This is a genomic window from Alphaproteobacteria bacterium (assembly GCA_039980135.1).
In the GTDB taxonomy this organism is placed as follows: domain Bacteria; phylum Pseudomonadota; class Alphaproteobacteria; order UBA6615; family UBA6615; genus UBA8079.
The window spans coordinates 40,115-59,957 of record JBDXCV010000011.1 but is presented as its reverse complement, the minus strand read 5'-3'; the positions used below and the strand labels follow the sequence as shown (position 1 = coordinate 59,957).

Sequence of the window (19,843 nt, the reverse complement as noted above, 5' to 3'; positions counted from 1 at the left end):
GTGCTAACATTCTCGCCCCGACAAGATCCTGGCTCGATTGGAACGCAACATGACCAACTACGCCAAGCATCGTTTCCAGAAATCAATGACAGCAATCGGCCGGATCGCATTATTCGCGGCGCTGATGACAGCGTTGTTTGTTTCCAGCCCGGCCGCAAATGCCCAGTCCGGCGCGACACCCGGGCCGCAGGAAGTTCTCAAGGCCGTCGTCGGGATCGATACCCGCATCCCCGGCACGGCGCGCACCGCCCGCACTTTGGGTACCCAGCGCGAAGGCAGCGGCGTGGTGATATCCGACGATGGGCTGGTGCTGACGATCGGTTACCTCATTCTGGAGGCCATTGAGATCGATATCACGCTCGCCGATGGCCGGCGCGTCCCCGCCTCTTTCGTCGCCTATGACCATGAGAGCGGCTTCGGGCTGGTCCGTGCCGCTACCGAACTGGGTTTGGCGCCCGTCGATTTTGGCGCATCGGGAGATATGGGCGTGAGCACCCAGGTCCTCATCGCCAACAGGCTTGGTCCGGGGTCGGCGCAGGGCGTGTTTGTCGTCGACCGGCGCGAATTCGTCGGCGCGTGGGAATATCTGCTCGACAGTGCAATCTTTACCGCCCCCCCGAACCCGAACTTCAGCGGTGCCGGCCTGTTCGACGTGGACGGCAAGCTGATCGGCATCGGGTCCCTTTTCGTGGGCAACGCCGCGTTCTTTCAGAGGCCGGTTGCCGGCAACATGTTCGTGCCAATCGACGACCTCAAGCCGATCCTCGACGAGATGGTCGATCACGGTCGCCGGGCCGCAGCGCCGCGGCCCTGGCTCGGCATCCGAACGTCCGAGATTCGCGACCGCCTGTTCGTGGACGGGGTCTCCAACGACAGTCCGGCGGCACGCGCCGGTGTCCGCGCGGGCGACCTGATTGTCGCGGTTGACGCGGCACCAGTGGGCAGCATGGCCGGGTATTTCCGGGCGGTCTGGCGTGACCGGGCAGCCGGCGACACGGTGACGGTTCGTGTCCTCACGCCCGAGGGCGCGTTACGCGATATCGAGATCGAATCGATGGATCGCAACAACTGGCTGCGCCTCGACCCCAGTCTCTAGTAATAAGACCAAATCACGCCGTCAGGCGTGCTCTTCCGCGCGCACACTCAGCAACGCGTCGTTATGGGCACGCGAGACATCCAGGGTCGTCAGCGTGCCGCGCAGGATCATGTCGTCACGGTTCGACACGACCGCGACATTCTCATGGTCGGAACCCGACAGCAGACGCTGGGCATCTTCCAGACTGTCCGACACGGTCAACACTTTGCCCATGGCATGTGCGATATCGCCGGCACGCTCGGGCGCGTCCTCGTTGCCGCGCGCGAGAATCGCGTTGTTCAGATCAGCATAGTTGATAATGCCCAGTAGCGCGCCACTGTCATCGACCACATAGACCTCCCCGTTTGGAGATTCACGCAGCTCGCCGTGCAACGCATCCAGCATCATGTCGGCGTCGACCGACACCATGTTCGTGTGCATCACCCGACCGACTGACATTCCCTGCAACAACGCCTGATCGTGGCCACTCGAGACGTTCAGGCCCCGGCGTTTCAGCTGAACGTGAAAGAAGGAACGGCCATAGAATTGATGGGTAAGAACAGACGCGGCAGCGGTTGCAATCATCACGGCGACGGTCATCTCGGATGAGCCCGTCAGCTCGAAAATAATAAAAATCGTCGACAGCGGCGCCCCCATGACCGCACCGGCCAATGCCCCCGTCCCGATCAGCGCATAGGCCGGAACGCCGGAGAACTGGTCCGGAAACACGCTTCCGGCGACCAGTCCGAACGCGGCACCCACCAACGCCCCCAGGATGAGCGACGGCGAGAAAACACCACCGCCGAAACCGAACCCGATACTTATCGCGACGGCCGCCATTTTCGCGATAATCAGAACCAGCAGGAGTTCGAGTGCAATCGAGCCATGCAACGCGGCGTCCGCCGTCAAAAAGCCGACACCAAGAACCTCGGGCACCTGCAACGCAATCAGGCCAAGGATGATCCCGCCAAACGCCGGTTGCAGCCATCGCGGAATGGGTGTGCGCGCCACGAACCCGTCCATCAGGAAAATCCCGCGCATGAACCCGATGGCGACGATCGCACAGGCGACACCCAACAGGATGAAGGCCGGAAACTCCCACAGTGAAATCAGTTCATGCGCCGGGACGGAAAACGAAGGTTCGGATCCGAAGTAGAACCGTCCGATCGCGGTCCCGGTCACGGCCGCGATAAAAATCGGCGCGCCGGCCTTGAGCGACAGATTACCGACAACCAGTTCGATCGCGAACACGGCACCCGCGACTGGCGCATTGAAGAGCGAGCCTATCGCTGCCGCGACACCGCATCCCAACAATGTGCGCGATTGAGACCTGTCGAGATGCAGTCGATCGGACATCCAGGCCGCGAGCGTTGCGCCCAGATGCACGAGCGGACCCTCTCGTCCGGTCGACGCGCCTGCGCCGAGTGATGCGGCATTGCCAACAGCTGACACCAGGCCATCGCGCAACGACATCTTGCCGCCTCGCAATGCGGACGCCTCGATCACGTGCGCGATCGCGTGAGGTCGATTCCCGCCGTGAGCAAAATGCAGGAAAATTCCGATCAGCAGACCACCGAGAGATGGCACCAGCATGATGTGCCACCAGGCCAGCGCATCGGTGGACGGCATCATTTCGTCGAGGGGAAATCCGAATGCGATTTCCTGAACGAGATCGATCGCAAGGCGAAAGAACAACGCCCCATAGGCCGCCGCCACGCCCACGACGAGAGCCATGACCGCTAAAAGCAGATGTTCGTTACGCAGGACCCGGCGAATGCTCAGCCGCGCTCGCACGATGATTGGTGGACGCACGGGTTCCCCTCCAGACGGCTACCCGACGTTTGACTTGTAGCATGGGGATTCCGGTGGCGTCACAAAGACTTAACACATCGCAGCTATGCGAGGTCTTGGCCACCGACGACGCGCAATCCCTGTAGCGCTTCTATGACCGCGATGCGATTGCGCCCCTCGCCCTTGGCCTTGTACAGGCCGGCGTCCGCACGCTCGATGAAGTCCTCGAGCAGATCTCCGTCCATATAGACCGCTGCACCGCCGGACAAAGTAACGCCCCCCAGGGATTCACCTGTCGATTTGCGGACGATTTTCTTGCTGTTGACCGTCTCGCGCACCTGCTCTGCCAGGGCGATCGCGCCCTCCATATCCGTATCGGGCAGGATGATCGCAAATTCCTCGCCCCCGTAGCGCGCGGCGGTATCACGCCCCTTGGTGCAATCGACGAGACATCGCGCGACGAGGCGCAGCACTTCGTCGCCAAGTTGATGTCCATGGGTGTCGTTGAAGGCTTTGAAATGGTCGATATCGAGCATCAGGAGAGACAAAGGCGTGTTGTTCGCTTCGGCGTCGGCAACCCCCTTGCGCAGATGCTCATCGAAAGCGCGGCGATTGTTCAACCCGGTCAGCGAATCACTCATCGCCTCCCGCCGCGCATCCGAAATGCGCTTCTGAAGCTCCGCGATTTCCTGGTTCGACTGCTCGAGCCGCTCGTTCACATTCTGATTTTGCTGCACGACAAGATGTGTTTCCGCCACGAGGTCGGACACGATCTGCCGCACCCGGTCGCCACCCTCGACCCCTTCGAGCGCCCCATCGACACCCGCCAGGGCTTCGCCATAACGCGCGGCGCCAGCGCCGGCTTCGTCCAACAGGGACATGACCGTTTCGACAGATTTTCCGAGGCTCGAACCGGCATTGAGCAGAGTCGCCTCGCCTTCTTCCTCAATCAATTTTGCCGCAAAGGCCGAACAACGCAAATGAAGCGCATTGCAGCGTTCTTCGGTAAAGGGCTCACCGGAATCCAAATAGCGGTCGATCATGTGCACGACGTCAGGGTCATCGCCGCGCAGATAGCTGTACCAGACGGTGAAATTTTCGGGCGTGGGCGGAATTTTGAGCTTCGCCATGCGCACGATGGCGGTATTCGCCAGCTTGGCCGGACTCTCAGCAACATCGGTATTCGGCACCAACGCCTCCCAAACTCATACGGTGGAAGGCATAGGATAGCCGGCCAGAGGTTAAGAAATTCTTGCGAACGGCACGAGGATTGGCGGAAGTCCGGGTGAAAATCCCGGGCAACTCGGGCCAAGGCCGGGCGCAAACGGAATCGGGGCGGCCCCTTATCCAGGCGCCACCCCATATCTCGTTATCGTGCGGTGATCAGGCTTTCGCCAGCGCCTGATCGATATCGGCGATGATGTCGTCGGCATGCTCGATGCCGACCGACAGCCGAACATAACCGGGGACCACGCCGGACTGCAGCAACTCATCGGCATCGAGCTGACTGTGGGTCGTCGATGCCGGATGGATCGCCAGTGAGCGTGCGTCACCGATATTGGCAACGTGATAGAGCATCTCGAGGGAATCGATAAATTTGCGCCCGGCCTCGTCACCGCCCTTGAGGACGATACCCGCCAACCCACCATATCCGCCATTCAGATACTTGTCGGCACGCTCACGTGCCACACCGTCCATCTGTCCGGGGAATATCACTTTCTCGACCTTGTCATGGGCCTTGAGATAGTCCGTCACCTTGATCGCATTCTCGCAATGTCGCTCCATGCGCAGCGCCAGGGTCTCGAGGCCCTGGATGAACTGGAACGCATTCTGCGGCGACATCGCCGCGCCGATATCGCGCAGCAAGGTCACCCGCGCCTTGATGATGTAGGCGATCGGCCCCAATGGCTTCACCGCCTCGGTCCAGACCGCGCCGTGATAGCTGGGGTCGGGCTCATTGAGCAGCGGGAATCGGTCGGCATGGGCCTCCCAGTCGAAGTTGCCGCCATCGATCAGGATGCCGCCAATCGAGGTTCCATGTCCGCCGATATACTTGGTGGTCGAATACATGACGATGGCGGCGCCGTGATCGAACGGGCGACACAGGAGCGGCGCTGCCGTGTTGTCCACGATCAATGGCACACCCAGCTCCCGGCCGATCGCCGCGACTTCCGCGATCGGGAACACTTCGAGTTTCGGATTCGGCAGGGTCTCGGCATAGTAGGCGCGGGTCTTGTCGTCCGTCGCCGCGCGAAACGCTTCGGGATCCGCCGGATCGACGAAGCGCGCCTCCACGCCCATGTCCCGCATGGTGTTCTTGAACAGGTTCCACGTGCCGCCATAGATGTCGGTCGAGCACACGAAGTTGTCACCGGCGCGCGCGATATTCATCACAGAGAACATCGATGCGGACTGACCCGAGGAAAGGCCAAGACCGGCGACACCGCCCTCGATCGCCGCCAGGCGCTGTTCGAGAACATCGACCGTCGGGTTCATGATCCGCGTGTAGATGTTGCCGAGTTCCTTGAGCGCAAAAAGGTTTCCCGCATGCTCGGTATCTCGGAACTGATAGCTCGTGGTCTGGTGGATGGGGACCGCAACCGAACCGGTCGTCGGGTCCGCCCGGTGCCCCGCATGCAACGCGAGCGTTTCTGGGTTCTTGGACGTTGTCATCATGATCTCCGAATGCTGGAAGGACGCCGCGGACAGGCCAGACGGGACCGAACGCAGACCTGTTTTTTCACATATTTATTATGTGTTATAACGCTTTATACACAAAATCTGCGCGCTCATAGCATGCAGAACTCTGCAGCGAAAGCACGCCGTCAGGCGACGTTTGAGAGGATCCGCGTGTCCGATGCCGCCTCGGCGACGAGCCAGTCCCGGAACAGGACGATTTTCGCCCGGTCCGCAACCGATTTCGGGCACGCAATGTAATAGCCGTACGGCGCGGGCAACGTGATGTCGAAGGGCCGCACCAGTCGACCGGCGATCAGATCACGCGCTGCCAGGACCCGGCGCGCGAGCGCCACACCCTGGCCTTCGACTGCCGCGTCGATGACCATACTCGTCTGATCGAACTGGGGACCGCGCGACACGTCGATCGGTTCCACTCCCGCCGCGGTAAACCATAGCGGCCAGTCGTTTCGACTGAGGTCGTGTAGCAGCACATGGTTTGCAAGGTCTCGCGGGTGCTCGAGCGGCGGAGCCGATCGCAATAGTTCGGGACTGCAGACCGGGAAAATTTCCTCCCGGGCGAGTGGCGTGACATGCAGGTCGGGCCAGTCGCCGGTGCCGTGGCGAACCGCCATGTCGACATCGTTCCGCGCGAAATCGACATGCTCCATCGATGCGCTGATCCGCAAATCGATCTCACGATGGCCGGCGATAAAATCGCCGAGGCGATGGACCAGCCACTTGGCGGCGAAGTTGGGTGACACGCTGACGGTGAGAACGCCGCTGTCTTCACGCGCCGACAGGAATTCCGCACCCGCACGCAACCGGTCCACGGCTTCGCGCACGAAGGGCAGATAGGCCGTGCCGTCATCGCTCAATCGCAGGCGTTGCCGATCGCGGTGGAACAGCTTTACCCCAAGCTGCTCTTCGAGATTTTTCACCTGATGGCTGATCGCACCCTGGGTCAGATTCAGTTCCCGCGCCGCTTCGGTAAAGCTCAGGGTGCGCGCTGAAACCTCGAAGGCGCGCAGTGCCATCGTCGAAGGCAAATCTCTCATTTCAGGCCGATTTCATCAATTTTTCTAATGAATATGTGAAATTTGATGCTTTGTCCGGCATCCATAAACACATCCATAATTCTTCCTTAATACCACTTTTATTGGATTTTATCGTATCGGACCGGATCGCGAGTGACAAATGAGAAAAACTGCACCTATTATTATTTTTACTAATGTAAGCCTTGGTTCGTCGTGCCGCGCCGTCTGTGTCGCACTATCTCGCGGCATCGGATTTCGACTGGCGCGGATATCAAGAACGCTTCCCGCCATACGCGAACGCGCGGCCCAACGACACCGGCTTTCCAAGCTCGACCAAAGGCTGCTCGCGGATATCGGCGTGACGCGCAACGCAGCACAGCGGGAAAGTGCGAAACCGGCCTGGCGGGCCTAATGGTTGAGCCCGGGCACAACGACCGTTAATGCTTAGGTTCGCGCTTCGACAGCACCCTGGACGTCACCCGTGGATATTCGCCAGATCAGATACGCGCTTGCGGTAGCCCGGGAACACAGCTTCACGGGTGCTGCACAACGCCTGCACATCTCCCAATCCTCCGTCAGCGAACAAGTGGCCGCGCTCGAGGACGACATCGGCTTCCGTATTTTTCACCGCACCGGTCGCGGCGTCGAAACCACCGAGCGCGGGCGCAGCTTTCTGGCGGAAGCGGAACGGGTCGCACAGGAATTCCTGGGCCTGTCCGATACCGCCCGCAGACTGAACGGCGCGGGGTTCGAAACCTTCACGCTGGGGATGGGCTCGGGCATGGCCGGGCTGGTCGTCCCGAATGCATTGAGTCATTTCTGCGACATCTTCCCCAACGTGCAGTTGCGGATCGTCACGGCACCCACACGCCGGATTTACGACCAACTCCATACCGATCAACTCGATGCCGGTGTCGCCATCGAGCTACCGACGGACGAACTCCCGACCGGACTGATGTCCCTACCAATCGCCAAAATCCAGATGGTACTGATCGGTCATGCCGCGCACCCGCTCCTGGCAGAAGATGGGCCGATCGACCTTGGCCACCTGATCGAAGAGCCGTTGATCACCAACGAACTCACCATCGGTTACGGCCGGATCGTCACGACGATGTTCGCGGATATCGGCGCCCACCCGAATATCCGGGCGGTCGCTGACAATATCGATACGCTGCGGGAAATGGTGGCCGCCGGCATGGGTGTGGCGATCATCCCCCGATCCGCCCTGCTGCAAAGCGGCAACAGCCCAACCCTTGGCGTCCGCGCCATCACGCCGGATCGACAAATCGGGTTCTGCATCGTTCGGCGCCGGCAGGCGATGTCGCGCAGCCGTGAAAGCTACTTCGCGTTTCTCAGCGACGCTTTGGCCAACGCAGAACAGTGACGGACACGATCTGTTATCGGTTTTACCGATAAGTGTATCGGGAGACTCTCTTGGACTCGCCCGTCCCCTGAACGATACGCTTGCAAAAGGAATCGGATAAATTGTCCTATTCTTTTGAAAACACACATGTAATCGGATTTTCCAATGGACGGTGGGGCGAGCAAGGGCAGTTTGAGAGTTGGGATCGATACTGGTGGAACCTTTACCGATATCGTTTCGATCGATGCGAAGACCGGTGACATGTATGTCACAAAGGTATCGAGCACACCGGCCAACCCGGCAGTCGGACTGGTCCAGGGAATTCACGACGTGCTCGGTATTTCAGGCGGAGACCCGACCGACGTCGGCGTCATTTGCCACGGTACGACCGTTGCAACCAACGCGCTCCTTCAAGGGCAGATCGAAGGCCTTGGTCTGATCGTCACCAAGGGGTTCCGCCACATCCTGGAGATCGCGCGCCAGGCAGTTCCCGACGGCTACGGCAACTCATATTTCTGGGTGAAACCGGACCGCCTCGTGCCGCTGCATCATGTCGGCGAAGTTACCGGCCGGCTGAATTTCAAGGGCGCCGAACTGGAGGCCCTCGACGAAGATTCTGTCCGCGACGCCGCCCGCGCCATGCGGCAACAGGGTCTGCGCGCCATCGGCGTCTGCCTGATGCATTCCTATGCAAACCCGGCCCACGAACGACGGGTCGGCGCAATCATTGCTGACGAATACCCCGAAGCAATCGTCTCGCTGTCGTGCGACGTGCTCCCGGAGTATCGAGAGTATGAACGCGCCGTCACGACCCTCGTCGACGCCTTCGTGAAACCCTACATGGCGCGCTATCTGGGCAACGTTTCCGAAGAACTGGGCCCGACCCTGCGCGAACCGCCATTCCTGGTGATGCAATCGTCCGGCGGTGTGATCAGCGCCGAACAGGTGGTCGAGAAACCCATCACAACGGCGTTGTCCGGGCCGGCGGCAGGCGCGCTGGGCGCGGCCGTTGTTTCGAAGGTTGCAGGGTTTTCGGATGTCGTCACGCTCGATGCGGGCGGCACATCCACCGATATCTGTCTGATCGAAGGTGGAGACCCCCACATTACAACGGACGCCTCGGTTGGCCCCTTCCCCGTGCGCCTGCCGATGATTGACATCCGAACGGTCGGGACCGGCGGCGGCTCGATCGCGTGGATCACGCGCGAGGGCAATCTGAATGTCGGCCCCATCAGTGCGGGGGCCGTGCCCGGCCCGATGTGCTACCCGAACGGCGGTGACGAGCCGACCATCACAGATGCCAACCTTGCGTTGGGACGCCTGCCAGCCGAGCTGATCGGTGGCGGGATCATGCTCGATGCCGACCGCGCCCGCAGCGGTATCGCCGACCTCGCCGCACGGCTCGGCCAGGACATGAGCGTCGAGGAACTTGCGGCCGGAATCATCGAGATTGCCAACTGGAACCAGGCGAACATGATCCGGCAGATGACGATCCAGCGCGGCATCGACCCGCGGACATTCGCCCTGCTCTCTTTCGGCGGCTCCGGCCCGGCCCAGTCACCCGCCGTCATGGATCTTCTGGATATGGACGCCTGCATCGTCCCGCCGAACCCCGGCAACCTGTCGGCATTCGGCCTGCTTGCTGTCGACTGGCGCTCCGACCACATCGTCACGCGGGTGGTCCAGGAAGACGATATCGACCCGGCCGCGGTCGCCGAAATCTACAGTCAGCTCGAGGCAGAGGCCTGCGAGACCCTGATCCGCGACGGGCTCGACCCGTCGAGCCATCGCTATGTCCGCGAGGCCGATGTCCGTTATGTGGGGCAGTCGATGGAAGTTCGGGTCACCGCGCCGGCGGGTGAATTTGACGCAGGCGCGGCGCAACAGCTGGCCGAGGCCTTCCACGCTTCGCACGAACGCACGTTCGGCTATGCCTATCGCGGCGAACAGAAGATCGAGATCGTCAACTTCTGCCTGTCCGGTTTCGGCACGATCGAGCGGCCCAGCCTGCCTAAGCTGCAGACGGGCGACGATAACGCGGAGACCGCCCGCAAAACCACGCGCCAGGTCTATTTCGACGGCGGCTACCGGGACACACCCGTGTATGACCGCACCTGCCTGCCCGCCGGCACCCGGATCGAGGGGCCATCAGTCGTCGAGGAATTCGGTTCCACCACCGTCATTTTCCCCGGCCAACACGCAACCATCGACGCGCACGGCATCATCGTCGTCCGCAGAACCCGTGACGAGATCGGGCGCATCCAATGACCAACGCCGCCGAACAACAGCCTAAAGATGCAAGCCGAACCGCCGTCGATCCCATCATCCTGCAGATCGTCGAGGGCACCCTCAACTCGATCGAGGCCGAGATCGAGTATGCGATCGAGCGGACCGCGCGCAGCCCGATGATCCGCGAGGCCCATGACTACCGGGTCGGACTGTTCGATCAACATTGCCGAAAGCTGACGGGGCGCTCCTATTCGGCGATGCCCGACGCCGTGGTGCGCGACTACCCGCCAGAGACGATGCAGCCCGGTGACGTGTTCTTCATGAACGACACCTACGACACCGAAGGCTCAATCGGCCACCTGCCCGACATGTGTTCGACGGTACCGGTGTTTCACGATGGCGCGGTCGTCGCCTACATCCAGGCCTTCGGCCACCACGACGATATCGGCGGCAAGGTCCCGGGTTCGATGCCGGGCACGGCCGTCTCGGTCTTCGAGGAAGGCCTGATGATCCCACCGATCAAGATCGTCGATGCGGGCGTGCGCAACGAGGAAGCCCTCAAGATCATCCGCCGCAACACCCGCGTTCCGGAGATGCTGGCAGCCGACGTCGATTCCGAGATCCAGGCCTGCATCATGGGCGCCGAACGCATGGCCGAGCTGTTCAACCGATTCGGCCGCGAAACCGTCGAGGCGTGTTTCCAGGCCATCCTGGACAATTGCGCGAATGTGTTTCGCGACGAACTACTTCCAAAGATCAGGAACGGCACATATTCATGGGAAGACTATGTGGAGCATGACGGCCTGACCGACCCGAGCCTGCACAAGCTCGCCCTGACCATGACCAAGACAGACGACAAGATCGTCCTGGATTTCAACGGCACCGACCCGCAGGCGCTCGGCCCCATCAACTGGCCCGCCGACTATGCGGACGGCAAGTTCCTCATCAAATGGATCGCGCCGGTCTTGCGCAATCTGGCCGACACACCTGAACGCGCGGGTGAAATTCACTGCAACGAAGGTGTGTGCCAGATCATCGAGGTGATTTTCCCGCCCAAGGGCACCCTGATCACTCCAATTCGGCCCGCCGCCACGAACGCCCGTTCGTTCCCGCTGCTGCGCTCGATCGGCCTGCTGGCCGGTTGTGTCGCCCAGGCGGTCGAGCAGGGCCGCATGCCGGCGGATCAGGAAACCATTCGTTACACCGGTTTCTATGGCGACGATCTGGATGGCGAACCTTTCCTGTCGCGCGAAGTTCTCGGCGGCGGCAGCGGGGGGCGCTACTACGCCGACGGTAGTGACGCGATCCACATCGTGCCAAATTCCCGCAATCAGCCTGCCGAGTTCACCGAGACCCGTTTCCCGATCCTGGTCGAGAAACTGGGCCTGTGGGCGGATTCCGGCGGTGCGGGAACATATCGTGGCGGTCTCGGTTACGAGAAGGAATACCGGATGCTGTTGGACTGCAGCACCATCGTCACCGCAGATCGCGTGCGTCTGGGTTGCTATGGCGTGAATGGCGGCCAGGCCGGCCAGCCGTTCGGGGCCTATGTCGACGCCGAGGGCCGCAATGAGAAACTCGGCGGCCTGGTCGACAACGAGCCTATCAAGGCCGGCGAAATCCTGCGCGTGCGCACCACCGGCGGTGGCGGCTGGGGCGATCCTCTCGATCGCGACACCGCGGCCGTGCTGCATGACGTCATCCAGGGCAAGGTCACCCGGGACGGCGCGAAGAACGACTACGGCGTCATCGTCACCGACGGTCCGACGGAGCCGCAGATCGACGATGACGCAACGCATAACCTGCGCGCCGAAATACGCGCATCCCGCACGGAACCGCTGGAGATGATCAATCGCGGGCCGGGCATGCAGATGTTTGAGAAACGGTCCTGACGAGCACGAGAAGAGACCGAACCGCGGAAAACGCGATTTGAACCATCCAATGAGAACCAACAGGAACAGGAGGACGGTACCATGATAAGTTTCAGAAATTTGACACGACGCACCGCACTGACATTGACCGCGGTCGCGGCACTGTCGCTGACGGGGATCGTCGGCGCGAGCGCCGCGGACAAAGTAAAAGTGGGCGTGTTCCCGGTCACGTCGGCACTGCCCTATTTCGTGGCGCTTGAACGCGGTTACTTCAAGGACGTCGATATCGACGCCGAGATGGTCCGCTTGATCGGTGGTCCCGCGCTCGTTGCTGCGATGATCACCAATGACATCGATGTCGCAGCCAATCTGGTCACGATCGAGGGGATGAATGCCAACCTGAAGAAGCCGGGTCTGGTGAACTATGTCTCCATCAACAGCCAGAACAAGCAATTCAAGATGGAAACATTCGTCGTCCGAAAGGGCTTTGATGCCGCCAGCATCGCGGACCTGAAGGGTGCCAAGATCATGTCCGCCCCCGGACCAGCCAATATCATGATGGCCAAGGCGGTTCTCGCCGCGAACGGCCTGAAAGAAGGCGACTACCAGCTTGACCAGCTCGCCATGCCGCAGCATGTCACGGCGATGCAGGCCGGCACCTATGACGCCGGCTATACGCTCGAGCCTGCCGTCACGCTGATGGAAAATCAGGGTTCCGCGAAGGCTCTCGAGTCCGGCCTGATCGCCACCTACGTCCTCGGGAAGGATGACGCCGACGCCTGGGTCGCGGGCACGGCACTGACGGGTGAGTTCCTCAAGGACCGGCCCGACGTGGCAAAGCGTTTCACGGCAGCCTGGGCCCGTGCACTGGCCGATATCGCGAAGGACAACACGGTACGCGCGCATCTGGTCAAGAACACCTTCACGCCCGAGGCCGTCGCGCCGACGGTACCGCTGGTGAATTTCGTCATGGCCAGCGACCTGTCCGACGGGGACAAGGCCGAATATCAGCAATTCATCGACTTCGTTGCCGACAGCGGCGTGCTGTCCGAAAAGGTCGATGTCACAAAGTATCTGAAGACGTTCTAGTCGCGACGCGACCGAGAACCGACCGGATATGAACGCCAGCGAGACAGACCAGATGGCCGAAGACAAAACCGCTCACTCCTCCCGAGCGGGGGTGTCTTCGCCGCTGTCTGCCGCTGGCGGGTCGGGTGACGCACATATCACGATCCGCGGCCTGTCGAAGACCTTTGGCGATGCCGTGATTTACGACAATTTCGACCTCGACATACCCCGTGGCCGCTTCGTGTCCGTGTTCGGACCGAACGGCTGCGGCAAGTCGACCCTGATCAACCTGATCTCCGGATTGACCGAGCCCGACACGGGCACGATCCGCTTCGATGGCAAGCGGCTACGGGATACAAACTTCGGCTATGTCTTCCAGAACTACCGGGAGGCGCTGTTTCCATGGATGCGGTCGATCGACAACATCCGCTACCCGCTAAAGTTCCGGAATATTCCGCGCGCGGAACAGAAGCAGCGCGTGGAACGCCTCGTCGAACGCCTCGGCGTTACCATCGATTTGAACAAATACCCCTATCAGATGTCCGGCGGCCAGCAGCAGCTCGTCTCGATCATGCGCTCGCTGGTCATCGAGCCCGAGGTGCTTTTCCTCGACGAGCCCTTCTCGGCGCTCGACTACGAAATGACCCTGTTTATGCGTGACCAGCTCCAGGCGCTGTTCATGGACACGAAGACGACCATGGTGTTCGTCTCTCACGATCTCGAGGAAGCCGTGTATCTGGCCGACGACGTGATGTTGCTCTCGCGCGGCCCGGCCGAGGTCGCAGACTATGTGAATGTCGGCATCCCTCGGCCGCGCTCCGCCGCCACGATATCCGAAGACGAGTTTGTCCGCGTGAAGGCCCATTGCCTTGAGGTCTTCCAGAAGCTGGTGCGCGGCACATGAAAACCCTGAGCAAATTTCTCGGCCCCCTCACACCGCTGGTCGGCGTCGCCATCCTGCTGCTGGTCTGGCAGATCGCCTTCTGGGTGGAAGTGGTGGACCATGTCCTGTTGCCCTCACCCGCATCCATGTTCGTCGCCGTCTGGCAGGGCATGACCGGCGGACAACTGCTCTTCGACTTCTTCCGCACGATCGAACGAACCGCGTTGTCGATTCTCTACGCCGGAATTATCGGCATACCGCTTGGTATCATCTTCGGCTCCTCAATCGGGCTCTACCGTTCGGTCGAGTTCGTCGTGGACTTCTTTCGCTCTACCCCGGCTAGCGCTGTTTTTCCCCTGTTCCTCGCGATTTCTGGCCCGGGCGACGCCACCAAGATCCAGGTCGCGACCTTCGGTGCCGCCCTGGTGATACTGTTCAACGTGGCCTATGGCGTGATGAACGCGCGCAAGACCCGGCTCCAGGCGGCCAAGGTGATGGGCGCACCCAGATTCAGGGTGCTGACCGATGTCATGCTGTTTGAGTCTCTGCCGCAGACATTCGTTGGCTTGCGCAACGGCGTTTCGCTTGCGCTGATCATTGTCATTGTCGCGGAGATGTTCATCGGTTCCGTCGACGGGCTCGGCCACAACGTCCTCGACAACCAGATGCTGTTTGAAATGCCGCGCATGTATGCGGCGATCTTCGTCGCGGGCGCGCTCGGCTATAGTTTCAATCTCCTGTTCCTGCTGATCGAGCGGCGTTATGTCCACTGGTCCGGGCGCTGATCTCACGCGGGAGACCGCGTGCACCCTTCGTGATCTCATCGCCAACGGCAGCGTCAGCCCGGTCGAAATACTCGACGCACATCTGGACGCGATCGAGAGGCGAAACCCCGCACTCAATGCCATCGTGACGCTTGGCGTCGAGGCGGCACGCGCGGCGGCGAAAGCGGCCGAAGCGAATATTCTTTCGGGCGCGGCACTGGGGCCGCTGCACGGACTGCCGGTCGTCATCAAGGACGTGACGCCGACCGCTGGCATGCGCACCACCTATGGCTGCACGGTTTACGCCGACAACGTACCGACCGAGGATGCCACGGTCGTCGCACAGCTTCGAGCGGCCGGTGCGATAATCCTCGGCAAATCCAATACACCTGAATTTGCGACCGGTGCCAACACGGTCAACGACGTGTTCGGTGCCTCCCGCAATCCCTGGAACACGGATCTCAGCCCCGCCGGCTCATCGGGCGGTTCCGCCGCCGCCGTCGCCACGGGCATGGTGCCGTTGGCGCATGGCACGGATTTCGGCGGCTCCCTGCGCGTTCCCGCGGCGTTCTGCGGCATCGTGGGATTGCGAACCACACCGGGGCTGATTCCGAATCATCCGATGCCGCTGCCCTTCGATCCCGGGCAGGTGCACGGGCCTCTGGCCAGAACAGCGGAAGACGCGGCATTGATGCTCGACGGCATGGCCGGCTTCAGCCCCATGTCACCGATCTCTGTGGCACCGCCCTGGTCCAGCTGCCTGGCCGAGATGCAGACCCACGAAAACCCGTCCGGTCTGCGGATCGCCTACGCGCCTGACATCGCCGGGATCGGTATTGACCCCGAGGTTGCCGCGATCTGCGAATCAGCCGTCGACGCCCTGCGCCAGACCGGGGCTTCGGTCGATGAGATATCGCTCGATCTGTCGGCGGGGCGCGAAGCCTTCAAGGTCCTGCGCGGCGCGTGGATGGTCGGCCAGCAACTCGGGCGTCTCGAGCATCTCGACCGCTTTGGCGACAACCTGGCCGGAAACATCCGCGACGGGCTGACACGGGACGTACGCGCGACCGCACAAGCGGAACAGGTTCGGGCGCAAGTCTGGCACAATGTCCGCGAGTATCTCTCACGCTACGATGTGATCCTGACGCCGACCGCACCGGTTCTGCCTTTCCCGGTTGAACAGAATTATCCCGAAGAGATCGGCGGTGTGCGGCTGGAGAACTACATCGACTGGATCGCCCAAGCCTTCCTGATCACATTAACGGGATTTCCCGCCGGGTCTGCACCCGCGGGTTTGAGCGGATCGGGCCTCCCGGTCGGCCTCCAGATCATCGGACCACGATTGGGTGAGCCGACCATTCTCGCCGTCGCGAAACTGCTACAACTTACGCGTCCGGTGGGCTGGCCGCCGGCAACGATTTGAGCACCCGCCGGCGCGCCGGTCGGGTCGAGAAACAGGTTTGAACAAGGAGAAGTAAAATGGCCATAGAGGTACGAAAAATTGAGATAAAGTCGGTTTCCGACGCGTCCGGCCTCGACGAGTGGATCGCCTCCGGCGAGATCGCCGCCGACGACATCGTCGCCGTCATCGGCAAGACCGAGGGAAATGGCGGGGTTAACGACTTCACCCGCATTCTCTCCGACCAGGCATACCGTGCCGTGCTGATGAACCACGGCAGCCGGTCCGAGGACGAGATAAAGGAAATCCCCATGGTCTGGTCGGGCGGTTGCGACGGCGTGATCACGCCGCATGCCGTGGCGTTCGCCCGCAATAGCACCACCGGCCCCGCCGACAAGGACCGCATTGTCATGGGCACCGCCATGAGCGCGGAACTTTTCCCCGAGGATATCGGCCGCCTTGCGATGGTCGAGAAGGTTGCCGATGCCGTGCGCGACGCGATGGCGGATGCCGGCATTTCCGACCCGAAGGACGTGCACTACGTCCAGACCAAAACACCGCTTTTGACGGTCGAGGGCGTGCAGGATGCGCACGCGCGCGGCGAGACGGTTGCCTGCGAGGTTCATGATTCCATGGGTGTGTCCAACGGCACCACGGGGTTGGGCATCGCGGTGGCGCTGGGTGAAATCGAGATGCCGAAGCCCGAGGACATCTGCAAGAACATGGACCTGTATTCTGCGGTGGCGTCCTGCTCCTCGGGGGTCGAACTCGACCGCGCGCAAATCGTCCTGTTCGGCAACAAGGCCGGCGCGGGCGGACGCTATCGGATCGGCCATTCGGTGATGAAGGACGCGTTGGATATCGACGGCATCTATGACGCCATCCGCGATGCCGGCCTCGAACTCCCCGACCGGCCCCGGTCCGAAGATCTGGGTGGCAGGGTCGTCAACTGCTTCATGAAATGCGAGGCCGACCCGAGCGCGCGCCTGCGTGGCCGCCGCCAGATTATGCTCGATGACTCAGATGTGCATCATCACCGCCATTCCAAGGCCGCGGTCGGCGGGGTCGCGGCGACCGCTATCGGCGACCCGGCCGTTTTCGTGTCGGTGGACGCGATGCATCAGGGCCCCCAGGGTGGTGGTCCGGTCGTCGCCATCGTTGATCTCGGGGAATAGCGGTTCCGCGCGTGCGTTTTTCTTTGTATTGAGAAGCCATGCAAAACAAACGCGCTGTCATTGTCGGTGGTTCGGTCGGCGGTCTGTTCGCCGGCAATTACCTGATCCGCCGCGGCTGGGACGTCGACATTCTGGAGACCGCGCCCGAGAGTCTGGCTTCACGGGGCCAGGGGATCGCGCGCCACGCGGAACTGGAGGATTTGCTCGATCTTCTCGACGTGCCACGCGGGATGTCGGGGGGCATCGATGTCTCCGGGCGCACGGCGTTTGACCGCACCGGCGCGATTATTTCGCAGTTCGAACTCGACCAGCAGCTTTGCGCCTGGAACCAGGTCTATCTCTCCCTGTTGGAGCGTTTTCCTCCTGCGCAGTATCACGGCGGAAACATCTTTGCGGAGATGGCGACAACAGGTGGCAGGACGACAGTCCGCACCACCAAAGGCCGCACATTCGACGCCGATGTCGTGATTGGCGCCGACGGGTTCCGTTCGACCGTACGTCAAATCGTCGCACCGGAGATTCAGCCGGAATATGCGGGCTATGTCGCCTGGCGCGGGACCACCCCGGAATCCGACCTGTCCGGAACATTCCGCGCCGATATCTTCAGCCATTACGCGTTCCTGTTCATGTCCGGCAGCCAACTGATCGGCTACCCCATCGACGGGCCGGACGGCTCCCAGGAACCGGGTAAACGCCGCTACACCTATCTCTGGTATCACCCGGCTTCGGTCGAAAAACTCGCCGATATCCTGACCGACGCCTCGGGCAAGACATATGAATACGGCATACCCCCGCACCGCATGCGACCCGAGCATGTGGAGACGGTACGCGAGAGTGCGCGCCGCGAGATGCCGGAGAATTTCCATGAGGCGGTGATGCGCGCGGAAACAACGACCGTGCAACCGATCTACGATGTGGACAACGATCATCTGGCATTCGGCAATGTGGCCCTGATCGGGGATGCGGCATTCGTCGCCCGCCCGCATGTCGGCGTCGGCGTGCTCAAGGCCGGTCAGGATGCCCTGGCGCTCGCCGACGCCCTGGCCGAGTGCCACAGCATTCCCGAAGCCATGGCGCGTTACGAGGCCGAACGGCTACCTGCCGGAAAACTTGCACTCAACCATGCGCGCAACCTCGGCGCCTTCATCCGGCGCGGGCTCGATAGCCCGACTGACGACCCGTCCCTGAACCTGCCCCTGGAGCGCATCATCCGGGTCAGCGGTCGGCCCGTTGAACATGTCATCGAACAGGATCTCTAGTCCCATGTTGATCATCCGAAACGCAGCGGTTTGGGGCCAGCCCGGCCCCACCGACCTGGCCATTTCCCATGGTCAGTATGTGGATTTCGGTGGCGTCGACCCGACCGGCGCCCAGACCATCGACGCGGAAGGCCGCCTCTGCGTGCCGGGTTTCATCGAGCCGCATATCCACCTGGACAAGGTGATGCTCGCTGACAGCATCCCGGTGAATGTCAGCGGCTCCCTCGACGAGGCCATCGAAATCCTTGGTGCCCGCAAGGAAAGCTACTCGACCGAAGACATTGTCACCCGGGCCGGACAGATCATCCGGGCCGCCGTTGCCAACGGCGTGACCCGGATGCGTACCCATATCGACATCGACACGAGCTGTGGGCTGATCGCCTTCGATGCCCTCCTGGAAACACGCAGACGTTTCTCGAACCTCGTCGAGTTGCAGATCGTCGCGTTTCCGCAGAAAGGCATTGTCGGGGATCCCGGCGCCGAGGCGCTGCTGCGTGAGGCCATGGACCGCGGTGCGGATCAGATCGGCGGCATGCCCTTCAACGAGGCCGGGCCCGAAGAGAGCCGCGAGCATATCGAAATTGCGTTCGCGATCGCCCGCGACCATGACTGCGACGTCGACATGCATATCGACGAGACAGACGACCCCAACGCACGTACGCTCGAGATGCTCTGCGAGGCCACGATCGCCCATGGATGGCAGGGCCGGGTCGTGGCCGGGCACACCTGCGCGCTGGCCGCCTATCCCGACGACTATGCGGACCGTGTAATGGACATGGTCGCCGAGGCGGGCATCCACATGATCACCAACCCGGCCACCAACCTGATGCTCCAGGGCCGCGGGGATTCTCACCCCAAGCGCCGTGGCATCACGCGCGTGAAGGAATTGCTGGACCGCGGAGTCAACGTGGCGTTCGGGCAGGACAATCTGCGCGACATGTTCTACCCGTTCGGGCATGACGACCCGCTGGAACTGGGCTTCCTGCTGGCCCACGCCGCGCATATGAGCCAGCCCGACGAAATCGAGGCGGTGTTCGCCATGACGACGGGCAGCGCTTCGAAGGTCCTGGGCCTCAAGGACTATGGAACGACGCCGGGTTGCGTGGGCGACCTCGTGATCCTGGATGCTCGAACGCCCCTTGAAGCCATCGTGCAGAAACCGGATCGCCGCTACGTCATCCGAACAGGCCGGGTCGTGGCGGAAACAGAAACACGGCGAATGATTGCTGACGATTAATGCTCGCGACGCCCCG

At 61.8% G+C, this 19,843-nt stretch carries 16 protein-coding genes; 12 read left to right on the top strand and 4 right to left on the bottom strand.

Annotation, left to right across the window (positions count from 1 at the left end; translation table 11 throughout):
• Window positions 1-49: 49 nt before the first annotated feature.
• Window positions 50-1,096, top strand: coding sequence for a S1C family serine protease (locus ABJ363_14955; protein MEP4380294.1), 1,047 nt, complete (start codon window positions 50-52; stop codon window positions 1,094-1,096).
• 21 nt (window positions 1,097-1,117) lie between these two features.
• Here the strand turns inward: ABJ363_14955 and ABJ363_14950 are convergent, their stop codons facing one another.
• The 4 genes from ABJ363_14950 to ABJ363_14935 all read right to left on the bottom strand — a co-directional run bounded on the left by ABJ363_14950 (window position 1,118) and on the right by ABJ363_14935 (window position 6,600).
• The gene (locus ABJ363_14950; protein ID MEP4380293.1) at window positions 1,118-2,887 is read right to left on the bottom strand and encodes a chloride channel protein; all 1,770 of its coding nucleotides are present in this window, start codon (window positions 2,885-2,887) and stop codon (window positions 1,118-1,120) included.
• A gap of 83 nt (window positions 2,888-2,970) precedes the next feature.
• Entirely contained in the window at window positions 2,971-4,056 is a 1,086-nt protein-coding gene (locus ABJ363_14945) for a GGDEF domain-containing protein (GenBank protein ID MEP4380292.1), read from the bottom strand.
• A 193-nt stretch (window positions 4,057-4,249) separates the two neighbouring features.
• On the bottom strand, window positions 4,250-5,542 hold the full coding sequence (locus tag ABJ363_14940) for a PLP-dependent transferase (protein ID MEP4380291.1): 1,293 nt from the start codon (window positions 5,540-5,542) through the stop codon (window positions 4,250-4,252).
• Between the two features lie 149 nt (window positions 5,543-5,691).
• Window positions 5,692-6,600, bottom strand: coding sequence for a transcriptional regulator GcvA (locus ABJ363_14935; protein MEP4380290.1), 909 nt, complete (start codon window positions 6,598-6,600; stop codon window positions 5,692-5,694).
• 139 nt (window positions 6,601-6,739) lie between these two features.
• Here ABJ363_14935 and ABJ363_14930 point away from each other — a divergent pair, with 139 nt between their 5' ends.
• The 11 genes from ABJ363_14930 (at window position 6,740) to ABJ363_14880 (ending at window position 19,827) form a co-directional block, all read left to right on the top strand.
• Window positions 6,740-6,991, top strand: a complete 252-nt coding sequence (locus ABJ363_14930; GenBank protein MEP4380289.1) for a DUF1127 domain-containing protein — start codon at window positions 6,740-6,742, stop codon at window positions 6,989-6,991.
• A gap of 69 nt (window positions 6,992-7,060) precedes the next feature.
• On the top strand, window positions 7,061-7,963 hold the full coding sequence (locus ABJ363_14925) for a LysR family transcriptional regulator (protein MEP4380288.1): 903 nt from the start codon (window positions 7,061-7,063) through the stop codon (window positions 7,961-7,963).
• 144 nt (window positions 7,964-8,107) lie between these two features.
• Window positions 8,108-10,210, top strand: coding sequence for a hydantoinase/oxoprolinase family protein (locus tag ABJ363_14920; GenBank protein MEP4380287.1), 2,103 nt, complete (start codon window positions 8,108-8,110; stop codon window positions 10,208-10,210).
• Window positions 10,207-12,063 carry a hydantoinase B/oxoprolinase family protein gene (locus ABJ363_14915; GenBank protein ID MEP4380286.1) on the top strand — a complete coding sequence of 619 codons (1,857 nt, stop codon included), beginning with the start codon at window positions 10,207-10,209 and terminating at the stop codon, window positions 12,061-12,063. The genes ABJ363_14920 and ABJ363_14915 overlap by 4 nt, the downstream gene beginning before the upstream one ends.
• An 81-nt stretch (window positions 12,064-12,144) precedes the next feature.
• Window positions 12,145-13,131: an ABC transporter substrate-binding protein gene (locus tag ABJ363_14910; GenBank protein ID MEP4380285.1), complete on the top strand. Its 987-nt coding sequence runs from the start codon at window positions 12,145-12,147 to the stop codon at window positions 13,129-13,131.
• 52 nt (window positions 13,132-13,183) lie between these two features.
• Window positions 13,184-14,014 carry an ABC transporter ATP-binding protein gene (locus tag ABJ363_14905; protein ID MEP4380284.1) on the top strand — a complete coding sequence of 277 codons (831 nt, stop codon included), beginning with the start codon at window positions 13,184-13,186 and terminating at the stop codon, window positions 14,012-14,014.
• Window positions 14,011-14,778 carry an ABC transporter permease subunit gene (locus ABJ363_14900; protein MEP4380283.1) on the top strand — a complete coding sequence of 256 codons (768 nt, stop codon included), beginning with the start codon at window positions 14,011-14,013 and terminating at the stop codon, window positions 14,776-14,778. The genes ABJ363_14905 and ABJ363_14900 overlap by 4 nt, the downstream gene beginning before the upstream one ends.
• The gene (locus ABJ363_14895) at window positions 14,756-16,180 is read left to right on the top strand and encodes an amidase (protein MEP4380282.1); all 1,425 of its coding nucleotides are present in this window, start codon (window positions 14,756-14,758) and stop codon (window positions 16,178-16,180) included. The genes ABJ363_14900 and ABJ363_14895 overlap by 23 nt, the downstream gene beginning before the upstream one ends.
• A 56-nt stretch (window positions 16,181-16,236) precedes the next feature.
• On the top strand, window positions 16,237-17,331 hold the full coding sequence (locus tag ABJ363_14890) for a ring-opening amidohydrolase (protein MEP4380281.1): 1,095 nt from the start codon (window positions 16,237-16,239) through the stop codon (window positions 17,329-17,331).
• A gap of 38 nt (window positions 17,332-17,369) precedes the next feature.
• On the top strand, window positions 17,370-18,590 hold the full coding sequence (locus tag ABJ363_14885) for an FAD-dependent monooxygenase (GenBank protein MEP4380280.1): 1,221 nt from the start codon (window positions 17,370-17,372) through the stop codon (window positions 18,588-18,590).
• 4 nt (window positions 18,591-18,594) lie between these two features.
• Window positions 18,595-19,827, top strand: coding sequence for an amidohydrolase family protein (locus ABJ363_14880; GenBank protein ID MEP4380279.1), 1,233 nt, complete (start codon window positions 18,595-18,597; stop codon window positions 19,825-19,827).
• Window positions 19,828-19,843 lie beyond the last annotated feature (16 nt).